At 64.1% G+C, this 20,374-nt stretch carries 20 protein-coding genes, 2 tRNA genes and 1 other RNA gene; 19 read left to right on the plus strand and 4 right to left on the minus strand.

From position 1 onward, the window contains the following. Window positions 1–139: 139 nt before the first annotated feature. The 6 genes from AB4Y63_RS16945 (at window position 140) to rnpB (ending at window position 5,307) form a co-directional block, all read left to right on the plus strand. The gene (locus tag AB4Y63_RS16945) at window positions 140–577 is read left to right on the plus strand and encodes an SRPBCC family protein (protein WP_441792246.1); all 438 of its coding nucleotides are present in this window, start codon (window positions 140–142) and stop codon (window positions 575–577) included. Window positions 578–685: 108 nt separating this feature from the next. Continuing rightward, on the plus strand, window positions 686–2,584 hold the full coding sequence (locus AB4Y63_RS16950) for an amino acid transporter (protein WP_441792395.1): 1,899 nt from the start codon (window positions 686–688) through the stop codon (window positions 2,582–2,584). A gap of 54 nt (window positions 2,585–2,638) precedes the next feature. Further along, window positions 2,639–3,196: a hypothetical protein gene (locus AB4Y63_RS16955; RefSeq protein WP_441792247.1), complete on the plus strand. Its 558-nt coding sequence runs from the start codon at window positions 2,639–2,641 to the stop codon at window positions 3,194–3,196. Window positions 3,197–3,254: 58 nt separating this feature from the next. Further along, window positions 3,255–4,073, plus strand: coding sequence for a Nif3-like dinuclear metal center hexameric protein (locus AB4Y63_RS16960; protein WP_441792248.1), 819 nt, complete (start codon window positions 3,255–3,257; stop codon window positions 4,071–4,073). Between the two features lie 77 nt (window positions 4,074–4,150). Further along, window positions 4,151–4,888: a zinc ribbon domain-containing protein gene (locus tag AB4Y63_RS16965; protein ID WP_441792249.1), complete on the plus strand. Its 738-nt coding sequence runs from the start codon at window positions 4,151–4,153 to the stop codon at window positions 4,886–4,888. A 19-nt stretch (window positions 4,889–4,907) separates the two neighbouring features. Beyond that, window positions 4,908–5,307, plus strand: an RNA gene (gene rnpB / locus AB4Y63_RS16970) — RNase P RNA component class A. A gap of 14 nt (window positions 5,308–5,321) precedes the next feature. On the opposite strand, the gene ppgK is transcribed toward rnpB, so the two are convergent. Continuing rightward, on the minus strand, window positions 5,322–6,131 hold the full coding sequence (gene ppgK, locus AB4Y63_RS16975) for a polyphosphate--glucose phosphotransferase (RefSeq protein WP_441792250.1): 810 nt from the start codon (window positions 6,129–6,131) through the stop codon (window positions 5,322–5,324). Between the two features lie 107 nt (window positions 6,132–6,238). Between ppgK and AB4Y63_RS16980 the strand changes: the two genes are divergently transcribed. The 6 genes from AB4Y63_RS16980 (at window position 6,239) to AB4Y63_RS17005 (ending at window position 12,131) form a co-directional block, all read left to right on the plus strand. After that, complete coding sequence (locus tag AB4Y63_RS16980; protein ID WP_441792251.1) at window positions 6,239–6,727, plus strand: ribose-5-phosphate isomerase; 489 nt, start codon at window positions 6,239–6,241, stop codon at window positions 6,725–6,727. 2 nt (window positions 6,728–6,729) lie between these two features. Next, window positions 6,730–7,716 (plus strand): Fpg/Nei family DNA glycosylase, encoded by a 987-nt coding sequence (locus AB4Y63_RS16985; RefSeq protein WP_441792252.1) that lies wholly within the window; start codon window positions 6,730–6,732, stop codon window positions 7,714–7,716. 107 nt (window positions 7,717–7,823) lie between these two features. Then, window positions 7,824–8,459, plus strand: coding sequence for an FMN-binding negative transcriptional regulator (locus AB4Y63_RS16990; RefSeq protein WP_441792253.1), 636 nt, complete (start codon window positions 7,824–7,826; stop codon window positions 8,457–8,459). A gap of 216 nt (window positions 8,460–8,675) precedes the next feature. Then, the gene (locus AB4Y63_RS16995) at window positions 8,676–9,692 is read left to right on the plus strand and encodes a hypothetical protein (RefSeq protein WP_441792254.1); all 1,017 of its coding nucleotides are present in this window, start codon (window positions 8,676–8,678) and stop codon (window positions 9,690–9,692) included. A 183-nt stretch (window positions 9,693–9,875) separates the two neighbouring features. Further along, the gene (locus tag AB4Y63_RS17000; RefSeq protein ID WP_441792255.1) at window positions 9,876–11,393 is read left to right on the plus strand and encodes a sensor histidine kinase; all 1,518 of its coding nucleotides are present in this window, start codon (window positions 9,876–9,878) and stop codon (window positions 11,391–11,393) included. Between the two features lie 42 nt (window positions 11,394–11,435). Then, window positions 11,436–12,131 (plus strand): response regulator, encoded by a 696-nt coding sequence (locus AB4Y63_RS17005; RefSeq protein WP_441792256.1) that lies wholly within the window; start codon window positions 11,436–11,438, stop codon window positions 12,129–12,131. 11 nt (window positions 12,132–12,142) lie between these two features. Here AB4Y63_RS17005 and AB4Y63_RS17010 read toward each other — a convergent pair whose 3' ends face one another. Together AB4Y63_RS17010 and AB4Y63_RS17015 are read right to left on the minus strand one after the other, a co-directional pair. Further along, window positions 12,143–12,913 (minus strand): hypothetical protein, encoded by a 771-nt coding sequence (locus AB4Y63_RS17010; RefSeq protein WP_441792257.1) that lies wholly within the window; start codon window positions 12,911–12,913, stop codon window positions 12,143–12,145. A gap of 60 nt (window positions 12,914–12,973) precedes the next feature. Beyond that, window positions 12,974–14,299, minus strand: coding sequence for an MFS transporter (locus AB4Y63_RS17015; protein ID WP_441792258.1), 1,326 nt, complete (start codon window positions 14,297–14,299; stop codon window positions 12,974–12,976). A 101-nt stretch (window positions 14,300–14,400) separates the two neighbouring features. Here AB4Y63_RS17015 and AB4Y63_RS17020 point away from each other — a divergent pair, with 101 nt between their 5' ends. The 3 genes from AB4Y63_RS17020 to AB4Y63_RS17030 all read left to right on the plus strand — a co-directional run bounded on the left by AB4Y63_RS17020 (window position 14,401) and on the right by AB4Y63_RS17030 (window position 16,902). Then, window positions 14,401–14,754 (plus strand): MmcQ/YjbR family DNA-binding protein, encoded by a 354-nt coding sequence (locus tag AB4Y63_RS17020; protein WP_441792259.1) that lies wholly within the window; start codon window positions 14,401–14,403, stop codon window positions 14,752–14,754. Window positions 14,755–14,869: 115 nt separating this feature from the next. Next, a complete protein-coding gene (locus tag AB4Y63_RS17025) occupies window positions 14,870–16,246 on the plus strand; it encodes an NAD(P)-binding protein (RefSeq protein ID WP_441792260.1) in 1,377 nt (458 codons plus the stop codon). 278 nt (window positions 16,247–16,524) lie between these two features. Further along, window positions 16,525–16,902 (plus strand): hypothetical protein, encoded by a 378-nt coding sequence (locus AB4Y63_RS17030; protein ID WP_441792261.1) that lies wholly within the window; start codon window positions 16,525–16,527, stop codon window positions 16,900–16,902. Between the two features lie 49 nt (window positions 16,903–16,951). Here the strand turns inward: AB4Y63_RS17030 and AB4Y63_RS17035 are convergent. Continuing rightward, window positions 16,952–17,025, minus strand: a tRNA-Gly gene (locus AB4Y63_RS17035). 199 nt (window positions 17,026–17,224) lie between these two features. On the opposite strand from AB4Y63_RS17035, the gene AB4Y63_RS17040 reads away from it, so the two are divergent. The 4 genes from AB4Y63_RS17040 (at window position 17,225) to AB4Y63_RS17055 (ending at window position 20,272) form a co-directional block, all read left to right on the plus strand. Next, window positions 17,225–17,301 (plus strand) — tRNA-Pro (locus tag AB4Y63_RS17040). A gap of 39 nt (window positions 17,302–17,340) precedes the next feature. After that, window positions 17,341–18,744: a trigger factor gene (tig, locus tag AB4Y63_RS17045; RefSeq protein ID WP_441792262.1), complete on the plus strand. Its 1,404-nt coding sequence runs from the start codon at window positions 17,341–17,343 to the stop codon at window positions 18,742–18,744. Window positions 18,745–18,955: 211 nt separating this feature from the next. Beyond that, window positions 18,956–19,555, plus strand: a complete 600-nt coding sequence (locus AB4Y63_RS17050) for an ATP-dependent Clp protease proteolytic subunit (protein WP_345062255.1) — start codon at window positions 18,956–18,958, stop codon at window positions 19,553–19,555. A gap of 18 nt (window positions 19,556–19,573) precedes the next feature. Further along, the gene (locus AB4Y63_RS17055) at window positions 19,574–20,272 is read left to right on the plus strand and encodes an ATP-dependent Clp protease proteolytic subunit (RefSeq protein WP_441792263.1); all 699 of its coding nucleotides are present in this window, start codon (window positions 19,574–19,576) and stop codon (window positions 20,270–20,272) included. Window positions 20,273–20,374: the final 102 nt, after the last annotated feature.

A 20,374-nucleotide genomic window follows, 5' to 3' on the forward strand; every position in this document is an offset into this window, starting at 1 on the left:
TTCGGTTTTCGGAAGATTCACCGTCGAATTGTGGCTACGAATTGTGACTACGAATCGTGGCTGCGGGTGGCTGCGACGCGAATTGCCCCTCGAATCCTCCGCACGCGCAGAGTGGGCCGGTGAAGCGTAGCCTGAGGTCATGCCGAGTGCATCGCGTGTGATTGTGATCAACCGTCCTATCGACGAGGTGTTCGCCTTCTTCACCGAACCGGCGAATGACCCGCGGTGGCGCTCACATGTCGAGACCATCGCGGCGGAGGGGCCGCCCGCCGTCGGTCGACGCATCGCGCAGACCGTCGCCGGGCCTGGCGGGCGTCGCATCCAGGCCGACATCGTGGTGACGGACTACGACCCGCCCCGCCAGTACGGTTTCCAGGTTGTCGCCGGACCGGTGCGACCCCACGGCGATTTCCGGTTCACGGCGACCGACTCTGGTACGGAGGTCGAGTTCTCACTGAACGCCGACCTTTCCGGAATCAAGAAGCTTGTGATGAGCAAACCGGTTCAGGCCTCGATGGACAGCGAGACAGCGGGCCTCGCCGTCGCGAAGGCGCTGCTTGAGGGCGAGGAAAACTGACCGGCGCATCCTCCTCTCGGTGGGGATTTGCGCGAGCCGAGCGAAGTGCGGGCGTAATCTGTGCACGTGAGCAAACTGCATTCTCCCAATGTCGGGTTTCGCGCCTGGATGCTGGACGGCTTGGTCGATAAGACCGGCGCACATGTCGGTCCGCACGCCAAGGCGGTCGAGAAGACACACGCGTGGTGGCGCGTCATGTGTCTCACCGGCGTCGACTATTTCTCGACCCTGGGATATCAGCCGGCCATCGCCGCGCTGGCTGCCGGCCTCATCTCGCCGATCGCCACGATCGTGCTGGTCGCCCTGACACTGTTCGGTGCGTTGCCGGTATACCGTCGCGTCGCAGCCGAAAGTTTCAAGGGCTCTGGCTCGATTCACATGCTCGAGAATCTGCTGCCGTGGTGGGCCGGCAAGCTGTTTGTGCTGGTGCTGCTTGGCTTCGCGGCGACGGACTTCATGATCACCATCACGCTCTCGGCTGCGGATGCGTCCGCACACTTTCTCGAGAACCCGTTCGTGCCGAGCTGGCTCGATTCGCAAATGATCGTCACGCTCGTGTTGATCGCCTTGCTCGGGGCCGTCTTCCTACGTGGATTCAAAGAAGCAATCGGGATCGCCGTTGTGCTCGTCGCAATCTATCTTGCGCTGAATCTTGTGGTCATCGCGGTCTCGATCGGTGAGGTGCTGCAGCACCCACAAGTGGCCACCGATTGGTGGGCGGCGCTGACCACCCAGCATGGCGACCCCTGGATGATCGTCGGAATCGCACTTCTGGTCTTTCCCAAGCTTGCGCTGGGTCTCTCGGGATTTGAAACCGGGGTCGCGGTGATGCCGCAGGTCAAGGGAGGCGCGGGAGACACCGAGGAGAACCCGGCGACGCGTATCCGCGACACCAAACGATTGCTGACCACGTCAGCGCTCATCATGAGCGGATTTCTGATCACCTCGAGCATTGTCACAACGTTCCTGATCCCGCAGAAGGATTTTCAACCCGGGGGACCGGCAAATGGGCGCGCGTTGGCCTACCTCGCGCATGAGTATCTCGGCAACGGGTTTGGCACGGTTTACGACGTGAGCACCATCTGCATCCTCTGGTTTGCCGGGGCGTCGGCGATGGCGGGTCTGCTCAACCTGGTTCCGCGATACTTGCCTCGCTACGGAATGGCCCCGCAGTGGGCGCGGGCGGTACGCCCCCTGGTCCTCGTCTTCATCGCGATCGCGTTTCTCATCACCGTCGTTTTCGACGCCAACGTCGACGCCCAGGGTGGGGCATATGCCACCGGTGTTCTGGTGCTGATCACCTCGGCATCCGTCGCCGTCGCCCTGTCGGCGCGGCGCAAACGCCAGAAGTGGCGCACCGCGGGATTCAGCCTGATCTCGTTGATCTTCGTGTACACGACCATCGCCAACATCTTCGAGCGCCCGGACGGCGTGCGCATTGCGGCGCTTTTCATTCTCGGCATCGTGGGAATCTCATTGATCTCGCGCGTGCGGCGTTCGTTCCAGCTGCGGGCGACCTCCGTGGTGCTCGACGCCAACGCGCTCGACTATGTGATGGAAGACACGGAGGAGTACGACGCAGTGCGGCTGATTTCCCACGAGCCCGGTGTCGACACGGATGCCGAGTATCACGACAAGAGTCGCGACGAACGCCGGTACGGGCACATTCCGCCGGGGTCGTCGGTGATTTTTCTCGAGGTGTACCCGTCGGATTCCTCGGACTTCGAAGAGGATCTTCTCGTTCAGGGGGTGGCGGCGCACGGTTATCGGGTGCTCAGGGTGACGAGCGGAAACGTGCCGAACACGATCGCGTCGGTGCTGCTCGAGATTCGCGATCAGACCGGAATCATCCCCGAGATCTACTTCGAATGGACGGAAGGCAATCCGATTTCGAACATGTTCAAGTTCTTGATCACGGGTGCGGGTGAGATCGCGCCGGTGACGCGCGAGGTGCTCCGGGCATCCGAACCTAACGCGAAACGACGACCGTCGATTCATGTGAGCTGACGGACAAATTGACGCTCACCGGCTGATCTGAGGATTTCTCACTAGAATAGTGGGATGTCAGATCGTGGCCCAGAGGGGCAGGATGGCGTCGAACCGACGGAACCGCCGACCGAGGCGGATCTGGCCATCATTGTCGGCGGTGATCCGGATGCCGTGACGACGACGTCGCATGACATCATCAAGGCCGGATTCGATGATTCGCTCGACGACGACGCCGACGATGTCGCCCTGGTTCCGTCGAAGCCGATCGCGAGTCCGCGCGTGAGCGAAAGCGAGCACGTGGTGCCGTCTGCTCGCCGACGCTGGTGGTTCTCGCGCCATCACCATCACCGGGAGACGGACCACGGAAAACGCGGCCACTACGACGAAACCGTTCCGAGCGAGGGTGTAGCACCGCCGGCTGCGGCGGCAGGGTCCGCGGCGGATCCGCTGGCGTGGCTGCAGGCGGAGAAGAAGCCGCAACCGGGGGCGGCGGTGACGCCGGACGTGAAGCCCGACGTGGCTTCTGCTGTCGTTCCCGAGCCCACGCCTGAGACCGCTCCCGAAGCTGCTCCGAATGCTGAACCGGTMTACGAGACGCGCGCGTCGCGGAAAGCGAAACGGCGCGAGTGAGCTCCTCGGCCTGCATCTCCACAGGCGGCACGGTTGATGCGACCGGTAGGCTGGCAGGGTGTCTTTATCGCTCGCAGAAGTAACCTCAGTCATCCATGAACTGTGGCCGCTGTCCGGCGCGGAGTCCTGGGATTCCTCCGGGCTCGTCAGCGGAGACCCGGCTCGCCAGGTCTCGTCGATTCATCTCGCCGTCGACGCTGTGTCAGACACCGTCGACGAGGCAATCGAAGCCGGGGCCGACCTCCTTCTTGTGCACCACCCGCTGTTACTGCGCGGTGTGACCACGGTGTCAGAAGACCGCTACAAGGGCGCACTTCTGGCCCGGTTGATCCGCGCGAACTGCGGACTGCTTGCTGCGCACACCAACGCGGATGTCGTCACCGACGGAGTCTCCGACATCCTGGCTCAGCGCCTCGAACTCCAGGACACCCAGCCGATCACATCGAGTGTCGAGCCGGGGACCGGCATCGGCCGGGTCGGCCGACTCGCCCGGCCTGTCACGCTCGGCCATCTCGCTCGTGTGCTTGCCGACCTGCTTCCGGCGACGGCATCCGGTGTGCGGGTGTCCGGTGACTACCAGCAACTCGTCGAGGTCGTCTCGCTCTGTGGCGGCGCCGGAGACTCGCTGCTCGCCCACCCACTGGTGCTCGCTTCCGACGTGTACGTCACCTCCGATCTGCGACACCACCCGGCTTCGGAGTCGCGCGAGCAAGCGAAAATCAGCGGCGGCCCCGCCCTCATCGATGTCTCCCACTGGGCCAGCGAATGGCTCTGGCTCGACACCGCGGCCGCACAGCTGCGCGCGGCGCTCCCCGGCGTCACGGTGAACGTCAGCGACCTGCGCACCGATCCGTGGGACTTTGTCGTCATGCACTAATTCTTCGCCCGCCACCCCGGCACCACCGCCGGCCCCTCAACTCATTCACACTCAACACTCGTAAAGGTCAGGACATCGTGAAGGCAACTCCCGTAGAACAGAAAGAGCTTCTTCGGCTCCAGGCCCTCGACATCAAGGCCCAGCAGCTCGCGCACCAGACCACGGCGCTGCCGCAGCACGCCGAGCTGGCCGAACTGAGCAAGAAGGCCGACGCGAGTCGCCAGAAGTTGACCGCGCGCACGGGCGAGCTCGAGGATGTGCGCACCGAGTTGCGTCGCATCGAGTCAGACGTTGAGGTTGTCGAGAAGCGCATCGCACGCGACACCGAGCGCATGCAGCAGAGCTCGTCGGTCAAAGACATCCAGGCCTACGAGGGCGAGGTCGCTGCGCTGAAGAAGCGACAGAGCGACCTCGAGGAGATCGAGATCGCAGTGATGGAGCGCGTTGAGGAGCACGAAGCCGCCGTCGCCGCGATCGAGGTCGAAGGCGCGGCAATCGCCGAGCAGATCGCCGAGACCGAGCGCGTGCGCGACGAAGCACTGGTTGTCATCGATCAGCAGCGTGCCGAGGCCATTCGCGACCGGGCCGCCGTCGCGGCATCCGTCGCCCCCGAACTCGTCGAGCTCTACGAGAAGCGCTACATTGCGGGTCGCGGAAACGCTGCAGCGCTGCTGCGCGCTCGCACCTGCAGCGGATGCACGATGACGCTGACCGGAAATGACCTGGAAGCCGTGCGGATGGCCCCGGCCAACGACGTCATCTTCTGCCCCGACTGCGGCGCCATCCTCGTGCGCACCGAAGAATCGGGCATCTGAGCTAGGCTTAAGCAAAGAATGGGTCGGCAAGACGGTCGCGTTGTTCGTTTGTTTTACAAACGGATGCCGAGGAACGTCCGGGCTCCACAGAGCAGGACGGTGGGTAACACCCACCCGGGGTAACCCGCGAGACAGTGCCACAGAAAGTAAACCGCCTCAGGGCTTTTCCTCGGAAAACGCTCTGCGGTAAGGGTGAAACGGTGGTGTAAGAGACCACCAGAGGCCAGGGTGACCTGGTCGGCTCGGTAAACCTCGTCCGGAGCAAGGTCAGACAGAAAACGCTAAGGCTGCTCGCCGAGTTTTCGGGTAGGCCGCTAGAGGGTTGCGGCAACGTAGCTCGTAGATAGATGACCGTCGAGGGTGCGTGCGTTTCGACGCAGGCACTGAGACAGAACCCGGCGTAATAGCCGGCCCATTCCTCAATCTGTCACGGTTAACGAGTCGTCGTCGCCGGCACCTGTTCATCGACGAGTGGTCCCCGGGGCGTCGTCGGAAATTTCACGGCCAGGGCTGCCGCGCCGAGGATGCCGGCATTGTTGCGGTGTACGGCCGGGATGATGCGGGTCGAGAGATTCAGCAGGGGCAGAAACTCTTCGTAACTCTTCGACACTCCGCCACCGACGATGAACAGATCGGGCGAGAAGAGAGCCTCGAGAGCCGAGTAGTAGGTCTGGAGCCGATGGGCCCACTTTTCCCAGCTCAAGTCCTCGCGTTCCTTCACCGAGTACGCGGCACGCCGTTCGGCATCGTGCCCGTCGATTTCAAGGTGGCCGAGTTCGGTGTTGGGCACGAGCACGCCGTCGTTGAGCAGTGCCGAACCGATACCGGTTCCCAGCGTGGTGAGGATGACCACGCCTGGCTCGCCCTTCGCCGCGCCGAACTGTGCTTCGGCGTAACCCGCAGCATCCGCGTCGTTGACAAAGTGGATCGGGTGACCGAGCCCCTTCTCGAAGCGTTCTTCAGCGGCGAGACCGATCCACTTCTCGGACACGTTCGCCGCGGACATCGTGTGCCCGTGCTTGACGACGGCTGGAAAGCAGACGCCGATCGGCAGGGAACTCGAGCCCTCGGAGACCTTCTCCAGAATCTCTCGCGTGGTCTCGATGATGTCGTCGGGGGCGCCGCCCTTCGGGGTGGCCAGCTTCACCCGCTCCGAAATCAGCTCACCGGTCGACAGATCGACCACCGCTCCTTTGATGCCGGTTCCGCCGATGTCGATTCCGATGGCTGTCGTCGCGCTCATGCAGCCAACTTATCGCGCACGACGCCTCTCGGGCGAAGTCTCGACGCGGCGAAGGATGCGGCAGCCGACGCGGCGAACTACCCGGCGCGACTAAATAGACTGTCTTCATGCGCATCCACATCGCCACCGACCACGCCGGCCTCGATTTCAGCCGTCACCTGATCGACCACCTCACCGGTACCGGACACGAGGTCATCGACCACGGTCCCCAGTCCTACGATGCGCTTGACGACTACCCGGCCTTCTGCATCAACGCAGCCCAGGCCGTTGTCGATGACCAGGCAGCGGGCATCGAAGCGCTCGGTGTGGTCTTCGGCGGATCGGGCAACGGCGAGCAGATTGCCGCGAACAAGGTGACCGGTGCCCGCGCCGCTCTCGTCTGGAACCTGAGCACGGCCAGACTCGCTCGGGAGCACAACGACGCCAACGTCATCTCGATCGGGGCTCGCCAGCACACGATTGAGGATGCGACGAGCTTCATCGACGCCTTCATCGCAGAACCGTTCTCCGACGAAGAACGCCATGCGCGTCGCATTGCCCAGCTCGCCGAGTACGAACTGACCGGCGACATCGCGGGCAAGGGCATTCGGCGCTAACAGTGCCTGAAGGTCATTCAGTCCACCGCATTGCGCGACAGTTTCAACGCAACTTCGTCGGCAGTCGGGTGTCGCTGTCGTCTCCCCAAGGCCGTTTCGCAGTCGGCGCGGCTCAGCTCGACGGTTTGGTGATGACCGACGCCCGAGCGGTCGGCAAGCAGATGTTCCTGGAGTTCGACCACCGGGTCTGGCTGCGCGTGCACCTCGGCCTCTACGGCGCCTGGGATTTCTCCGGCGAGATTCTGATGGATGCGACGATCGCTTCGGCGAACGGACGGATGGGTCAGACGAACCAGCAGGGCACGGTTCTCGATCCGATCCATGACTCGGCCGGCGAAAACTCCCTGCACTCAATCGGGGCTCCGCGGCGCACCCGGGTGCGCATGTCGGAGCAGGAGAAAGAGACAAACGCTCCGGAGACCTTTCCGCCCGACCCGATCGGGCAGGTGCGGGTGCGTTTACTTACCGAGACCGTCTGTGCTGACCTCCGCGGGCCGACCGCCTGTGAAGTGCTCGACCCGCAACAAGTCGATGCGGTGATCGCGAAGCTGGGACCCGACCCGCTGCTCGATGCAAGCCCAGAAGCCGAAGACCGCTTCACCGCGGTCGTGCGCAAGAAGGCCACCCCGATCGGTCTCATCTTGATGGACCAGAACGTCGTCAGCGGTATCGGAAATGTCTACCGGGCCGAACTGCTTTTTCGCGCGAACCTGAACCCCTATGCGCCCGGAAAATCGCTCACCGAAGACACGGTGCGCGCGCTCTGGCGGGACTGGGCACACTTGCTGAAGATTGGTGTCGAAACGGGTCAGATGATGACCATGGACGACCTCGACGGTGACGACTATGTGTTGGCCATGGCCAATCGAGCCGACCGGCACTGGGTCTACAAACGCGAGGGCCTGCCCTGTCGGGTCTGTGGTACTCATATAACGCTCGAAGAGATGGGTGCCCGCAAGCTGTACTGGTGCCCGCGCTGCCAGTCCTGACGGCTCTCTGGACTGCGTGAGCTGCGACATCCGCTCGACCCGCAACATCCTGCTTGACCAATAGCATCCTGCTCGACCTGTGGCGCCCCCGATGAAGTGAGGAATCCATGAGACAGAACCCCAGCTTCGTGCTTGGCGAGATCGCCGAGATCAAACGGCTTATCCGGGAGAACCCGTGGGTGACTGTGGTCAGCAACCCCGATCACGGCGGGCTGGTGGCGTCGCACTATCCGGTGATCCTCGACGAGACGTCTGACGAGATCGTCGTGCTGAGTCACGTCGGGCGCCCCGACGAACAGCTGCATGAGCTGGGCGCCCACGAACTGCTGCTCATCGTTCAAGGGCCGCACGGCTACATCTCGCCCGGCTGGTACGACGCGAAGCCCGCGGTTCCCACCTGGAACTTCGTGACAGCGCACCTCTATGGAACGCCGGAGCTGCTGAGCAACGACGATAACTTGGCGGTGCTCGACAAGCTCGTCGACCATTTCGAGGACCGGATGGACGAGCCCCGTCGCATGAACGGCACCCTGGAGAACGCCGAGTATGCCGCGCGGATCGTGAGCGGAACCGTGGGATTCCGGATGCGCGTCGACCGGTTCGTTGCGAAGAGCAAAATGAGCCAGAACAAACCGGCCGAAACGGTCGAGCGCATCATCGGCGAACTCGAGGGCAGCGGGCCGTACGCGAGTCAGGCTCTCGCCGCAGAGATGCGCCGGGTGCATGGTCGGCTCGGCCGGTAGTCCGTGCACTCAGCGCGGGCAGACGTTCAAATCTGAGAGTTTCTGAGAACTATTCAACTCGGAATGAATCGATTCCTGACCAGGCAGATTGCTGGTTTCCTCGCAGCGCATTGGCACGTCAAAATGATGACTCTCTCAGTTTCGCCCACGTAGGGTCGCTGGGTCGCCACACCCCCCTCACGGGGGTCGAGGCGACTCAATCTGAGAGGGAAAGTTGTGATTCAAACAGCTCGAAAATGGTTTCGCCGCCATCCGAAAACGACGGGAACCGTGGGGGTTGCTGTGCTCGCCCTCGTCGTTGCCTCGACGCTGGGCGTGAACGCGGCCTCAGCCGAGGCAGACTCGCGAAAGGCATCCGCACGCACTGATTCGTCGCGCGCCTCCACAGCAGACGGCCACCGTGACTACGGAACGAAGTCGTCCCAGACCTACAAGCACAACAAGAAGAAGCCGACATCCACGCCGGCACCGAAGCCCAGTCCTTCTGCCACCGCAGTGCCGGTCCCCACCCCGCCTCCGGCACCGGTGGCTCCGACCGCACCCGTCGCTCCGCCGGCCTCCACGGGTACCGGCGCCAGCACGTATCCGCTGCACACCGGGATCGTTGCGACCACGTTCTGGGTGGGCGAAATTTTCGATGCAAATGCTGAAGACGGAAGTCAGATGCTGTCTACCTACGACGCGAACTGGTTCGCCAACTTCGGTGGTTGCGATGGGATCGCCTCGAGCGGATCGTGTGAGACCGAGAAGCGCGTCGCCGCGAACGGATTCTTCCCGACGTCGATGTCGCCCAAGCAGAACCCGTTCTACCTCGATCTGCCCTACGACGACGTCAACGACTCGACCGGGTTCGCCAATCGCGGTTCGGTGATTCCCTGGGCCAACGATCCGGCCTACGCCGGCAAGGCAGGCGACGCCTCGGTCAGCCTGATGAAGAACCGTTGGGTCAAGCTGACGAAGGATGGCCAGACCTGCTACGGCCAGATCGCGGACGCCGGCCCCGGCGAGTACCACGACTCGGCCTACGTCTTCGGAGGCAACGACGCACGCCCGGCCAACGCTCGCTACGGCGGCGCGGGCATGGATGTCTCGCCTGCGCTGAACGGCTGCCTCAATTTCGCTGAACTCGACGGAGACGCCGACAAGGTCGATTGGCAGTTCGTCGAAGCAGCTGATGTTCCGGCCGGACCGTGGCTGACCGTATCGTCAAGCGACAACAAGGTGATCAACTAGCACCGTCGTTCCCACCACGAGCACGCCAGCGTGCACGAGAAGCCCCGCCGAACTTCGGCGGGGCTTCTGTCGTGATGAGGAGTCGTGATGCGGGGGATCTGTCGTCATGCGGGGGTTTGCCCCCGGAAGAAGTCGGATGCCCACCGGATCACTCTGCAGCCGCCCAGCGACCAGAGTTGAGTTATGTCGTCGAATACCGAGCCACCGTCTGCCACGCTGGAAAGCGTGCAGACCCATCCTGATCCCGCCACGCCAGCTGACACGGGGAACCCCACCGCGTCGAACACCACGGCCACCGCAACCACCACCGCGACCACCGCAGTAGCGGCCACGCCGCCGGCATCGCGCCGCGGCTATGGTGCGCTCTGGCGCGGCGTGCCGAAGGAGCTCGGGTTCCTGCTGCTCACCCTGCCGGTCGTCGTCATTGCTCTCTCGGTGCTCTCCACCGTCTTCTTCACCGGCGTGGGCATGATTGCCATCTTCATCGGCCTCTTCGTCATCGTCGCCTCCCTCTACATCGCCCGTGGGTTTGGCGTGGTTGAGCTGGCCCGTCTCCGCTGGGCCGGCCAGCCGGAAATCACGCAGCCGGCCTGGCAGCCGCGTGGTGTCGCCGCCACCCCGATGCGCACCTTGCTCGGCCCACTGATCAACGGGCACTACTGGTTGTACCTGCTTCACGGCATGATCGTGAACTTTCTGGTCGGACTCGTCTCCTGGGTCGTCACCGTCGTCTGGCTCTCGGTCGGCGTCGGCGGAATCACCTATTGGATCTGGGGCCGCTTCACCAACGGCGACACCGACGAGAGGATTTGGCTGAACCGCACCATCCTCGACTGGATGTTCCCCGGCAACTCCATCAGCATCGACCCGTTCGTCGGCGAGACACTGCTCTTTCTTGCACTCGGCATCGTCTTTCTCCTCACGCTCCCGCTCATCACCCACCTCTTCGTGCGCGTGCACCAGGGAGTCGCCAGGGGCATGCTCGGCGCCTGGGGATCCGAAGCGTTGCGCCGCGAAGTGGCCGACCTCAGCGCGTCGCGCGGAGCTGCCGTGGCCGCAGAGGACAATTCGCTACGCCGCCTCGAGCGAGACATCCACGACGGCCCGCAACAACGCCTGGTGCGTTTGCAGATGGATCTCGCGAGCGCCGAACGCAAGATCGACACCGACCCGGATGCCGCTCGCGCACTTCTCCAGGAAGCCCGCGGTCACGCACACGACACGCTCGAAGAACTGCGTGCGCTCTCGCGGGGGCTCGTGCCGCCGATCCTGCAGGACCGGGGCCTCGTCGCCGGCCTCGAATCGCTGGCCGCGCGCAGCACCGTTCCAGTGATTCTAGAGATGCGACTGGACCCCGAGCTCCGGCTTTCGTCAGAGATTGAACGCAGTGCGTATTTCGTCGCGGCCGAGCTTTTGACGAACGCGGCGAAGCATTCCGCGGCCACGAGCATCCGTTTGCACGCCACACTGCGTGAGCATGTCGACGGCAGTACCTGGCTCGACCTGTGGGTGATCGACAACGGCGTGGGTGGTGCGGTGGTCGCCCCCGGCCACGGGCTGGCGGGTCTCGACGAGCGACTGCGGGGTCTCCGCGGGATTCTCAGCATCGATAGTCCCGTGGGCGGGCCGACGACGATCGGAGCGCACATCCCGGTGGGCGAGATGGTCGCCCGCACGACCAGCGCGGATTCCGCGGCCTGAGTCGTTTCGCAAGGCGGCAGTTCCGCGCCCTATCCTGAATGAATGTCTGACACGAGTGAATCCGGCGGCGACCCGACGATTTCGGCGCCGCCGGCGAAACTCCGGCTCGTGCTGGCCGAGGATTCGGTGCTGCTGCGCGAAGGCCTGGTTCGGCTCTTTGACGAGGCCGGCTTCGAGACGGTTGCCGCCTACGGCGATGCCGACGCCTTGCTTGCCGAGGTCGAGGCGCTTGCCCCCGACCTGGCCGTGCTCGACGTGCGGATGCCGCCCACCTTTCGCGACGAGGGGGTGCGCGCCGCCCTCGAACTGCGCCGTCGGCTGCCGGGGATCGGCGTGCTGCTGCTCAGCCAGTATGTCGAGGGCACGTACGCGCAGGAGCTTCTGTCGGCCGGCGATGGCGGGCTCGGCTACCTGCTGAAAGATCGCGTCGCGTCGCTCGACGAGTTGAAGGATGCCGTGGCCCGGGTCAGCGCCGGCGGCACCGTGCTCGACCCGCAGGTCGTGCGCGAGTTGCTCGCCCGCCGCACCGACCCGCTCAGCGCGCTCACCCCGCGCGAGCGTGATGTGCTCGGGTTGATGGCGGAGGGACGCACCAACACCGGGATCGCATCCGCCCTGGTCATCGGGGTCGGCGCCGTCGAGAAGAATGTGACGGCAATCTTTCAGAAGTTGGGTCTCGAGGACTCGGGCACCGATCACCGGCGGGTGCTTGCCGTTCTGGCGTTTCTGCAGCGCTAATTTCAGGCGCGTCAGGTTGGAGGCGCCGGGGGAGTCGGCGGTGCCTGAGAAGACTGCGGGGTGGGGAACATTGGAATGTGCCGCTTCCAGAATGTGAAGTAGCGGCGGCTGCCCCGCCAGAGCGATAGTGCAAGCAGTGCCACACCGAACAGTGCACCTACCGCCGCGGCGAGTGCGGTGGACGCTGTGACGAAACCGGCCGCCGCCGCGGTCAGCAGGCCGAGAAGTGTCGAGTTGACCGCCATGATGAACATCGCGCTACTGCCGAGAAGTTGGCTGGGACCCCGGGGACCCAGAAAATAGTAAGTCTCCCGTGATCCGGCCATATCGTCGAAGCGGGATTCCATGAAGTAACGTTCAATGCCCGGGTCGAGTTCGGCGTAGGCGGCGCGCAGCCGGTTCATCGCGAGCACATACTGCAGATCCTCCATCATGGTGTTCATCACACGCAGCTGGGTGAGCAGGCCGACGAGAAGCACGATTCCGAGCACGACGATAGCGAAGCCAGGGAAGATTCCGCTGAACTTGCTGGCCTGTCCGACAAGGGCGAGGCTTACGAGAGCAGCGGAGGTCAGGGTGAGGAACATGCCGATCCGGCTCAGCACCTCGCTTTGCGTGGTGCCGCGGGCGGCGAGCAAACCCCAATGCTCGGTGGCGAGAAGCTGGGCGCGCACCGAGGCGGGAACCGGTGACTCGCCACCGGATGGGGAGGCATCCGGTGCATTGCCGGATGGGGGAGCATCCGGTTCATTCTCGGAGGGGGGATCCGCCATCTCTGGCATGGACCCATTCTGCTCCGGGATGCGTCATCGCGACACGGCGCCTGCGTGGCCCGCGCGCGACTACGGGCGCGGGTCGAGCGCGTCGTAGTGCCGGAACGTGCGCTGTGCACGCACGAGCACCGAGACCAGAACGATGATCGCGAGGCCGCCGACGAGCGGAGGCAGCCAGAGGGCGCCGAGCACGGCGACCGCTCCGACATAGATGTCGCCGAGGCGCGGACCGCCCGTGACGACCACCGTGAACACGCCCTGCAGTCGCCCGCGCATGCTGTCGGGAACCGCGGTTTGCAGCATCGTCATCCGGAAGATGGAACTGACATTGTCGGCCCCGCCGGCACCGGCCAGAAGAACGGCCGCGATGACGATCGCGGGCACGTTGGCGCTCTCGATCGACGGTCCGACTGGGCCGAACCATCCGGTTGCCAGCACGGCCAACAGCAGCCCGAACCCAAGGATGAAGACGCCGTAGGCGATGATGGCGCGGGAGATGGCCTGGCCCTGCATGCGAACGTGACCGAGGCGTCCAGAGAGGATGCTGGTGGCCAGCGCCCCGATCGCCCCTGCCGCGATCAGGATACCGACGGTGATCGCGCCGCCGCCGAGAACGAGCGCGCCGACGGCGGGAAACAGCACGCGGGGCTGGCCGAAGGTCATGGCGATGATGTCGACGATGAACGACATCCGCACGTTCGGAGCCGTCTGTAGGAACCGGAATCCGGACACGAGCGAGGCGAGGCCCGGCTTGTCGACGTCGCCTTCCGGTGCCAGGCGGGGGAGTGCGAGGATGCCGAGGAACGAGGCGACGAAGAGGATGGCGTCGATCGTGTAGGTCCAGCCGAACCCGACGGTGGCCACGAGCACCCCGGCCAGCGCCGGGCCGACGGTGACCATCACCCCGACGCTGATGCCGCCAAGCGCCGACGCCGCCGGCAGCAGGTGTGTCGGAAGGATGCGCGGGATCACCGCGAAACGCACGGTGCCGATCACCGTCGCGGCCACCGCGTTCACCGTCGTGAGCAGATAGAACGGCCAGATCGTTTCGATGCCCATCCAGGCCAGTGACGCGAGGGCGATGGTCGAGCCCCAGGCAATCACCGAACCCCAGATCAGGATGAGCCGTCGGTCGAACGCATCGGCGAGCATCCCGCCGTAGAGACCGGCGAAGATCATCGGGATCAGTGCGAACGCGCCCACCAGGGCGACGGCCATCGTGGACTCGGTCAGCGCGTAGATGTGCAGACCGACCGCGACGACGGTCATTTGGGCACCGATGCCGGATATGGCGCCGCCCGCCCAGAGTCGGGCGAACGCGGGACTCTCACGCAGTGGACTGATGTCGACGAGCAGCCCGCGGCGTGCTTGTTCGCGGGTCGGGTTCGTGGTCACCGTTTCGAGTATGCCATTCGGCTGCGCTCGGGCCGACGCCGGCGTGGTCGCACTCTGCGCCGCTGACGACCGGTTCCCCGCGCGATAGTCTGTCGAGCGAGATGAATCCAGACGAATTGACCGCCTTCCTGCTCGACCTGAACGGCGCCGAGGAAACCTACCCGTTCGGGCCAGAGGCCCGCGTGTTCAAGGTCGCCGGGAAGGTCTTTTCGATTGACGCACCGGATGCTCCCCACCCGAGGATCACGCTCAAGGCGTTGCCAGAGAACGTGCCGCGGCTGATCAAGAGTGTGGATGGCATCAACCCCGGCTATCACATGAACAAGAAGCACTGGGTGACGGTGAACCTCGATGGCACCGTGCCCGACGACCATGTGCGTGAGCTCATCGCCGAGTCGCACGCGATCATTGTCGCGTCGCTGCCGAAGAGCATCCGTTTGGGTCTCGAGGGCTGACTTCTCTGCCGCTTCACGAACCGTCGGCGCGGTGACGAGCACATACATGAGGTTCTTGCCGACCGGACCTGGACTGGTCCTGGTGCCGCAGTTGCCGCGGTGATTGAATTGCGCCATGACGCGCAGCCTGCAGGCTGACTACCTCGTCGTCGGCGCCGGTGCCTCCGGTATGGCGTTCACTGACGCGCTGATCGATAACGCCGACGTTCGCGTGGCCGTGGTCGACCGACGACACAGCGTCGGTGGGCACTGGCTGGACGCATATCCCTTCGTCCGTCTGCACCAGGCCTCCGCCTTCTACGGTGTCGCGTCGACGCCGCTGGGCGGCAAGGTGCAGGCGCATGGGCCGGAGGCCGGCCTGCACGAGCGGGCTAACGTCTCAGAGATCTGCGCCTACTATGCGCACATCCTGGGTGACCGGATGCTGGAATCCGGCAGGGTCGAGTTCTTTGCCAACTGCGAGTACGACTCGGCGCGTCAGATCGTCTCGCGCATCTCGGGTGAGCGGATCGACGTGTCGCCGGGCTGTCGAATCGTGGACGCGCGATACCTCGCACCCGATATTCCCGCGACCACGCCGCCACCGTTCGACGTTACGGACGACGCCCGGGTGATTCCGGTCAATGACCTTGCCCGTCTCAGCGAGGCGCCAGGGCAATACGTGATCGTGGGGTCTGGCAAGACCGCGACCGACGCCTGCATCTGGCTCCTGGCGCATGGTGTGGATGCCGCAGCGATCTGCTGGGTGAGACCGCGCGAGCCGTGGATGCTCAACCGGGCGGTGGTGCAGCCGGATCCTGCCGTAGTCCTCGGCATGGCTGCCGACACCATGGAAGCGGCAGCGGCCGCGACATCATTGGCGGAGCTGTTCCTCAGGCTGGAAGATGCCGGCATCATGCTTCGCATCGACCGGACGGTGATGCCGACGATGGCGAGGACGCCGACCCTGGCCGGCTGGGAGCTCGAGCAGCTGCGCACGATTGAGCACGTTGTGCGTCTGGGGCACGTCCGGCGCGTGGAGCGCGGCCGTGTCACCCTCGAACACGGGGAGGTGGCGATCACGAGGGACGCGCTCGTCGTGCACTGCGCGGCGTCCGGTCTGAAGACTCCGCCACGCGTACCGATCTGGAGCCCGTCAACGATCACGCTCCAGCCGATCCGAGCCGGGTTTCCGTGCTTCGGAGCAGCTCTGGCCGGATACGTGGAAGCGACTCGTCGGGACGAAGAAGAGAAGAATCGGTTGTGCCCACCGACCCCGTACGGGAACTCGCTGGCGGGATGGGCGAACATGACACTCTTAGGCGCCCGCGCCACGGCTTCGTTCGGAGCCGAACCCGACATCAAGGCGTGGGCTGACGGAGTCGCGCTCAACCCGGCGCGAGTCCCGCCCGAGTACGTGCGATCTGCAGAGCTGGAGAACACTCTGAGCCGTCTGCAGACGGGGCTTCCCACAGGGCTTGCACGGCTTGCTGAGCTCAGCCAATCAGGCTGAGTGTTTCCGTCCTCGGACGAACTCGCCGGCCGGATGCGATCGCGTGAGGGGGCGCACATCGACCTTCGTGGCGCCAACGAAGGTCGATATGCGACCCCTCACGGCTGGTGTTCCGGGCACCTGGTACGAAACCGCCCCGGAAGCGGGGTGGTCGCCGGATTGATTGCATCGCTAGGGTCAGAGTCATTCGTGGGGGGAGAACGATGAGGAAGCTTGTTATGAGGCTGGCGGCGGGGTCCGCCGTTCTACTGTTGCTCACCGCTTGCTCGGCTGAACCCGTGATGTCCAACGCTGAGGCAGCAGAGACCTACATCGCAGCGGTTTGTCCCGCGGCAGATGAAACTCAGAAGCTGATCACGGCAACCGTTGCGAAAGACTTCCCTGCAATCCAAACGATCACGGCGAATCTGGCCGACCTCACCGCGTCGGGGTCGCAGACCCTCAGCGCAGCCGAGTGGCCGACGGAGGTGGCCGATGACGTTGCGACAATTGCCGCGAGTCTCACCGAGCAATCGATCTATTGGGTCTCGATTTCGAAGTCCGAGTCGTTCGAGACGAGCATGGAGCTCCCGGCCCCTGACCTAAATGACGGTTTCAACGATGCATCGGTGAGGGTGCCGTCGGCGTTGGGCATCCCGACAGATTGCGGCGGCTAAACGAATGAACCCCCGCTGGCCCTTCGGGGCTGCGGGGGTTCATTTCATCTGGAGGGGATGACGAGAATCGAACTCGCATCATCTGTTTGGAAGACAGAGGCTTTACCACTAAGCTACATCCCCGTGACCCAGTAGAACCGGGCACTCAAATTATCGTAGTACACGTTCGGGGGTAGTTCGCGCCACGTCCTGCGTCCCGCGTGTGTCGCATCCCGTGCACCCCGGCACCTGCAACAGTGCAGTAGACTGACCGAGGTCAATCCGCACGGCACGTGAATTACTGCGCGTCTGTGGGTGGCTCAATCGGGTTGAGATGGCGATCCGGGGCGTAGCTCAGCTTGGTAGAGCGCTCGGTTTGGGACCGAGAGGTCGCAGGTTCGAATCCTGTCGCCCCGACCATCACCCCAGTACATCGTTCAGATACAGGAGAGTCCCCACGTGAAGTCCACGGTCGAACAGCTGAGCCCCACGCGCGCCAAGCTCACCATTTCGGTGACGCCCGAGGAGCTGAAGCCCAGCATCACCCACGCCTACAGCCACATGGCTGAGAGCATCAACATTCCCGGTTTCCGTAAGGGCAAGGTCCCGCCGGCAATGATTGACCAGCGCATCGGCAAGTCCGCTGTGCTTGAGCACGCTGTCAACGAGGGCCTCGACGGTTTCTACCGCGCTGCTGTCACCGAGAACAAGCTGCGCCCCCTGGGCCGCCCGCAGGCTGACATCGTCACCTGGCCGAGCGACAAAGACTTCTCCGGCGATCTGGAATTGGCCATTGAGGTCGACGTCCGTCCCGAGATCGAGCTGCCGAAGTACGACGGCCTGAAGATCGAAGTTGACGCCGTAGAGGTGTCCGACGAAGAGGTCGCCGAAGAACTCGACACCCTGCGTGCTCGTTTCGGCACCCTGATCACCGTTGACCGCCCGGCCAAGACCGGCGACTTCGCTCAGATCGACCTCGTCGCATCCATCAAGGGTGTTGAGGTCGACACGGCCAGCGGAATCTCCTACGAGGTCGGCTCCGGCGACTTGATCGACGGCATCGACGAGGCGCTCGACTCCCTCACCGCCGGCGAGACCACCACCTTCAACTCCAACCTGATGGGTGGAGACCACGAGGGCGAGACCGCTGAGATCACCGTCACCGTCAACGCCGTCAAGGAGCGCGAGCTTCCCGCCGCCGACGACGACTTCGCTCAGATCTCCAGCGAGTTCGACACCATCGCCGAGCTGACCGAGAGCCTCAAGACTCAGGTCGAGCGCTCGAAGGTCTTCGGTCAGGGCAGCCAGGCCCGCGACAAGATGGTTGAGCAGCTGCTCGCCGTCGTCGAGGTCCCGATCCCCGCCGCGATCATCGAAGACGAGGTGCACCGTCACCTCGAGGGCGAGAACCGCCTCGAAGACGCTGAGCACCGCGCCGAGGTCACCGAGTCCAGCGAAAAGACCTTCCGTCAGCAGATCCTGCTCGACACCATCGCTGAGGCAGAAAAGGTGCAGGTCAGCCAGGACGAGCTCACCCAGTACCTGATCCAGGGCGCCAGCCAGTACGGGATGGACCCGAGCGAGTTCGTTCAGGCCCTGTCCAGCAACGGCCAGATCCCGTCGATGGTTGCCGAAGTTGCACGCAACAAGGCTCTCGCTATCGCTCTCGGCAAGGCAACCGTCGTTGACACCAACGGCAAGAAGGTTGACCTCTCCGAGTTCACCGCCGTCGCCGATGCTCCGACCGAAGACGCTGCAGACGCAGCTGCTGAGGCTCCCGCCGAAGACGCTGCCGAAGAGGTAGTCGTCGAAGCGAAGCCGAAGAAGAAGGCTGCAGCCAAGAAGGCTCCCGCAGCGGAGTAACTTCCCACGCGTTTCGCACGCGTAGTTTCGCACAGAGCGAACGAGGGCCGGATGTCACAGACATCCGGCCCTTTCGCTGTCTTCGGGCCCTTCAGCGAGGCGAGTTTCCGCCGAATCGGGCCCTGGCAATCTGCCGAGGGCGAACAGAGCAGTTTGTGTGCGTTAGCTCCTATAGATTCAATTCGAAGCGATAACTGAAACGGAGCTTGACATGGCCGAACAGACACCCACACCCGGTGTTTTTGACCGACTGCTGAAGGACCGCATCATCTGGCTCGGCTCAGAGGTCCGTGACGACAACTCGAACGAGATCTGCGCGAAGATCTTGCTCCTTGCCGCAGAAGACTCGGAACGCGACATCTTCCTGTACATCAACTCGCCCGGTGGCTCGATCACCGCGGGCATGGCCATCTACGACACGATGCGTTTCGTGCCGAACGACATCGTCACGGTCGGCATCGGCCTGGCCGCCTCGATGGGCCAGTTCCTGCTGTCCTCCGGCACGAAGGGCAAGCGTTACATCACGCCGAACGCCCGCGTGCTGCTGCACCAGCCCTCCGGTGGCTTCGGCGGAACCGCCGCGGACATCCAGACGCAGGCCAAGGTGATCCTTGACATGAAGAAGCGGATGGCTGAACTGACGGCAGAGCAGACCGGTAAGAGTGTCGAGCAGGTTCTGATCGACAACGACCGCGACAACTGGTTCACCGCACAGGAAGCCCTCGAGTACGGCTTTGTCGACCACCTGCGCGAATTCGCGTCCGAGGTTGTCGGCGGCGGCGGAACCGACGATTCAGCGAACAAGAAGTAGGGACGGGCAGCAATCACCATGGAATTCACCAACTTCACGCAGCAGTCCGGCGTCGGTCAGTTCGGCGCGGGGCAGGCCGGCGGCCTGGCTCGCCCGGCTGAAGCCCGCTACATTCTGCCGACCTTCGAAGAGCGCACCGCATACGGCTACAAGCGTCAAGACCCGTACGCCAAGCTGTTCGAAGACCGCATCATCTTCCTCGGCGTGCAGATCGACGACGCCTCGGCCGATGACGTCATGGCCCAGCTTCTCGTTCTCGAGAGCCAGGACCCGGACCGCGACATCGTCATGTACATCAACTCACCCGGTGGCTCCTTCACCGCGATGACGGCCATCTACGACACCATGCAGTACATCCGTCCGCACGTGCAGACGGTCTGCCTCGGCCAGGCGGCCTCGGCTGCGGCCGTGCTGCTCGCCGGTGGAACGCCCGGCAAGCGCCTCGCCCTGCCGAACGCCCGCATCCTGATCCACCAGCCCTCGGCCGGTAGCCAGGGCGGCGGACAGGCTTCGGACATCGAGATCCAGGCCGCCGAGATTCAGCGCATGCGCACGTGGTTGGAAGAGACGATCTCCCACCACTCCAACCGCACTGCTGAGCAGGTGCACAAGGACATCGACCGCGACAAGATCCTCGGCGCCGCTGAGGCCCTCGAGTACGGCCTGATCGACCAGGTGCTGACCAGCCGCAAGAACGTTCCTGCGCTCGTCAAGTAAGTCAGTTCGATGAGCACGATTCGGCGTGTCGCCTGAGGGCGGCGCGCCGTTTCGTTTTTGTGTGCCGGTGCGCGCAAGTGTCGGGGCCACAGGATAGGCTCG

Source organism: Leifsonia sp. YAF41 (assembly GCF_052113185.1).
Taxonomy (GTDB): Bacteria; Actinomycetota; Actinomycetes; order Actinomycetales; family Microbacteriaceae; genus Cryobacterium.

Excerpts from the sequence above, each read along its gene's own strand:
- AB4Y63_RS16990 (WP_441792253.1), top strand. The coding sequence starts at position 7,824 with ATGAGACAGAACCCCAGCTTCGTGCTTGGCGAGATCGCCGAGATCAAA.
- AB4Y63_RS17055 (WP_441792263.1), top strand. The coding sequence starts at position 19,574 with ATGGAATTCACCAACTTCACGCAGCAGTCCGGCGTCGGTCAGTTCGGC.
- AB4Y63_RS16980 (WP_441792251.1), top strand. The coding sequence starts at position 6,239 with ATGCGCATCCACATCGCCACCGACCACGCCGGCCTCGATTTCAGCCGT.
- AB4Y63_RS16950 (WP_441792395.1), top strand. The coding sequence starts at position 686 with ATGCTGGACGGCTTGGTCGATAAGACCGGCGCACATGTCGGTCCGCAC.
- AB4Y63_RS16945 (WP_441792246.1), top strand. The coding sequence starts at position 140 with ATGCCGAGTGCATCGCGTGTGATTGTGATCAACCGTCCTATCGACGAG.
- AB4Y63_RS17020 (WP_441792259.1), top strand. The coding sequence starts at position 14,401 with ATGAATCCAGACGAATTGACCGCCTTCCTGCTCGACCTGAACGGCGCC.
- AB4Y63_RS17000 (WP_441792255.1), top strand. The coding sequence starts at position 9,876 with ATGTCGTCGAATACCGAGCCACCGTCTGCCACGCTGGAAAGCGTGCAG.
- AB4Y63_RS17050 (WP_345062255.1), top strand. The coding sequence starts at position 18,956 with ATGGCCGAACAGACACCCACACCCGGTGTTTTTGACCGACTGCTGAAG.
- AB4Y63_RS17025 (WP_441792260.1), top strand. The coding sequence starts at position 14,870 with ATGACGCGCAGCCTGCAGGCTGACTACCTCGTCGTCGGCGCCGGTGCC.
- AB4Y63_RS17010 (WP_441792257.1), bottom strand. The coding sequence starts at position 12,913 with ATGCCAGAGATGGCGGATCCCCCCTCCGAGAATGAACCGGATGCTCCC.
- ppgK (WP_441792250.1), bottom strand. The coding sequence starts at position 6,131 with ATGAGCGCGACGACAGCCATCGGAATCGACATCGGCGGAACCGGCATC.
- AB4Y63_RS17005 (WP_441792256.1), top strand. The coding sequence starts at position 11,436 with ATGTCTGACACGAGTGAATCCGGCGGCGACCCGACGATTTCGGCGCCG.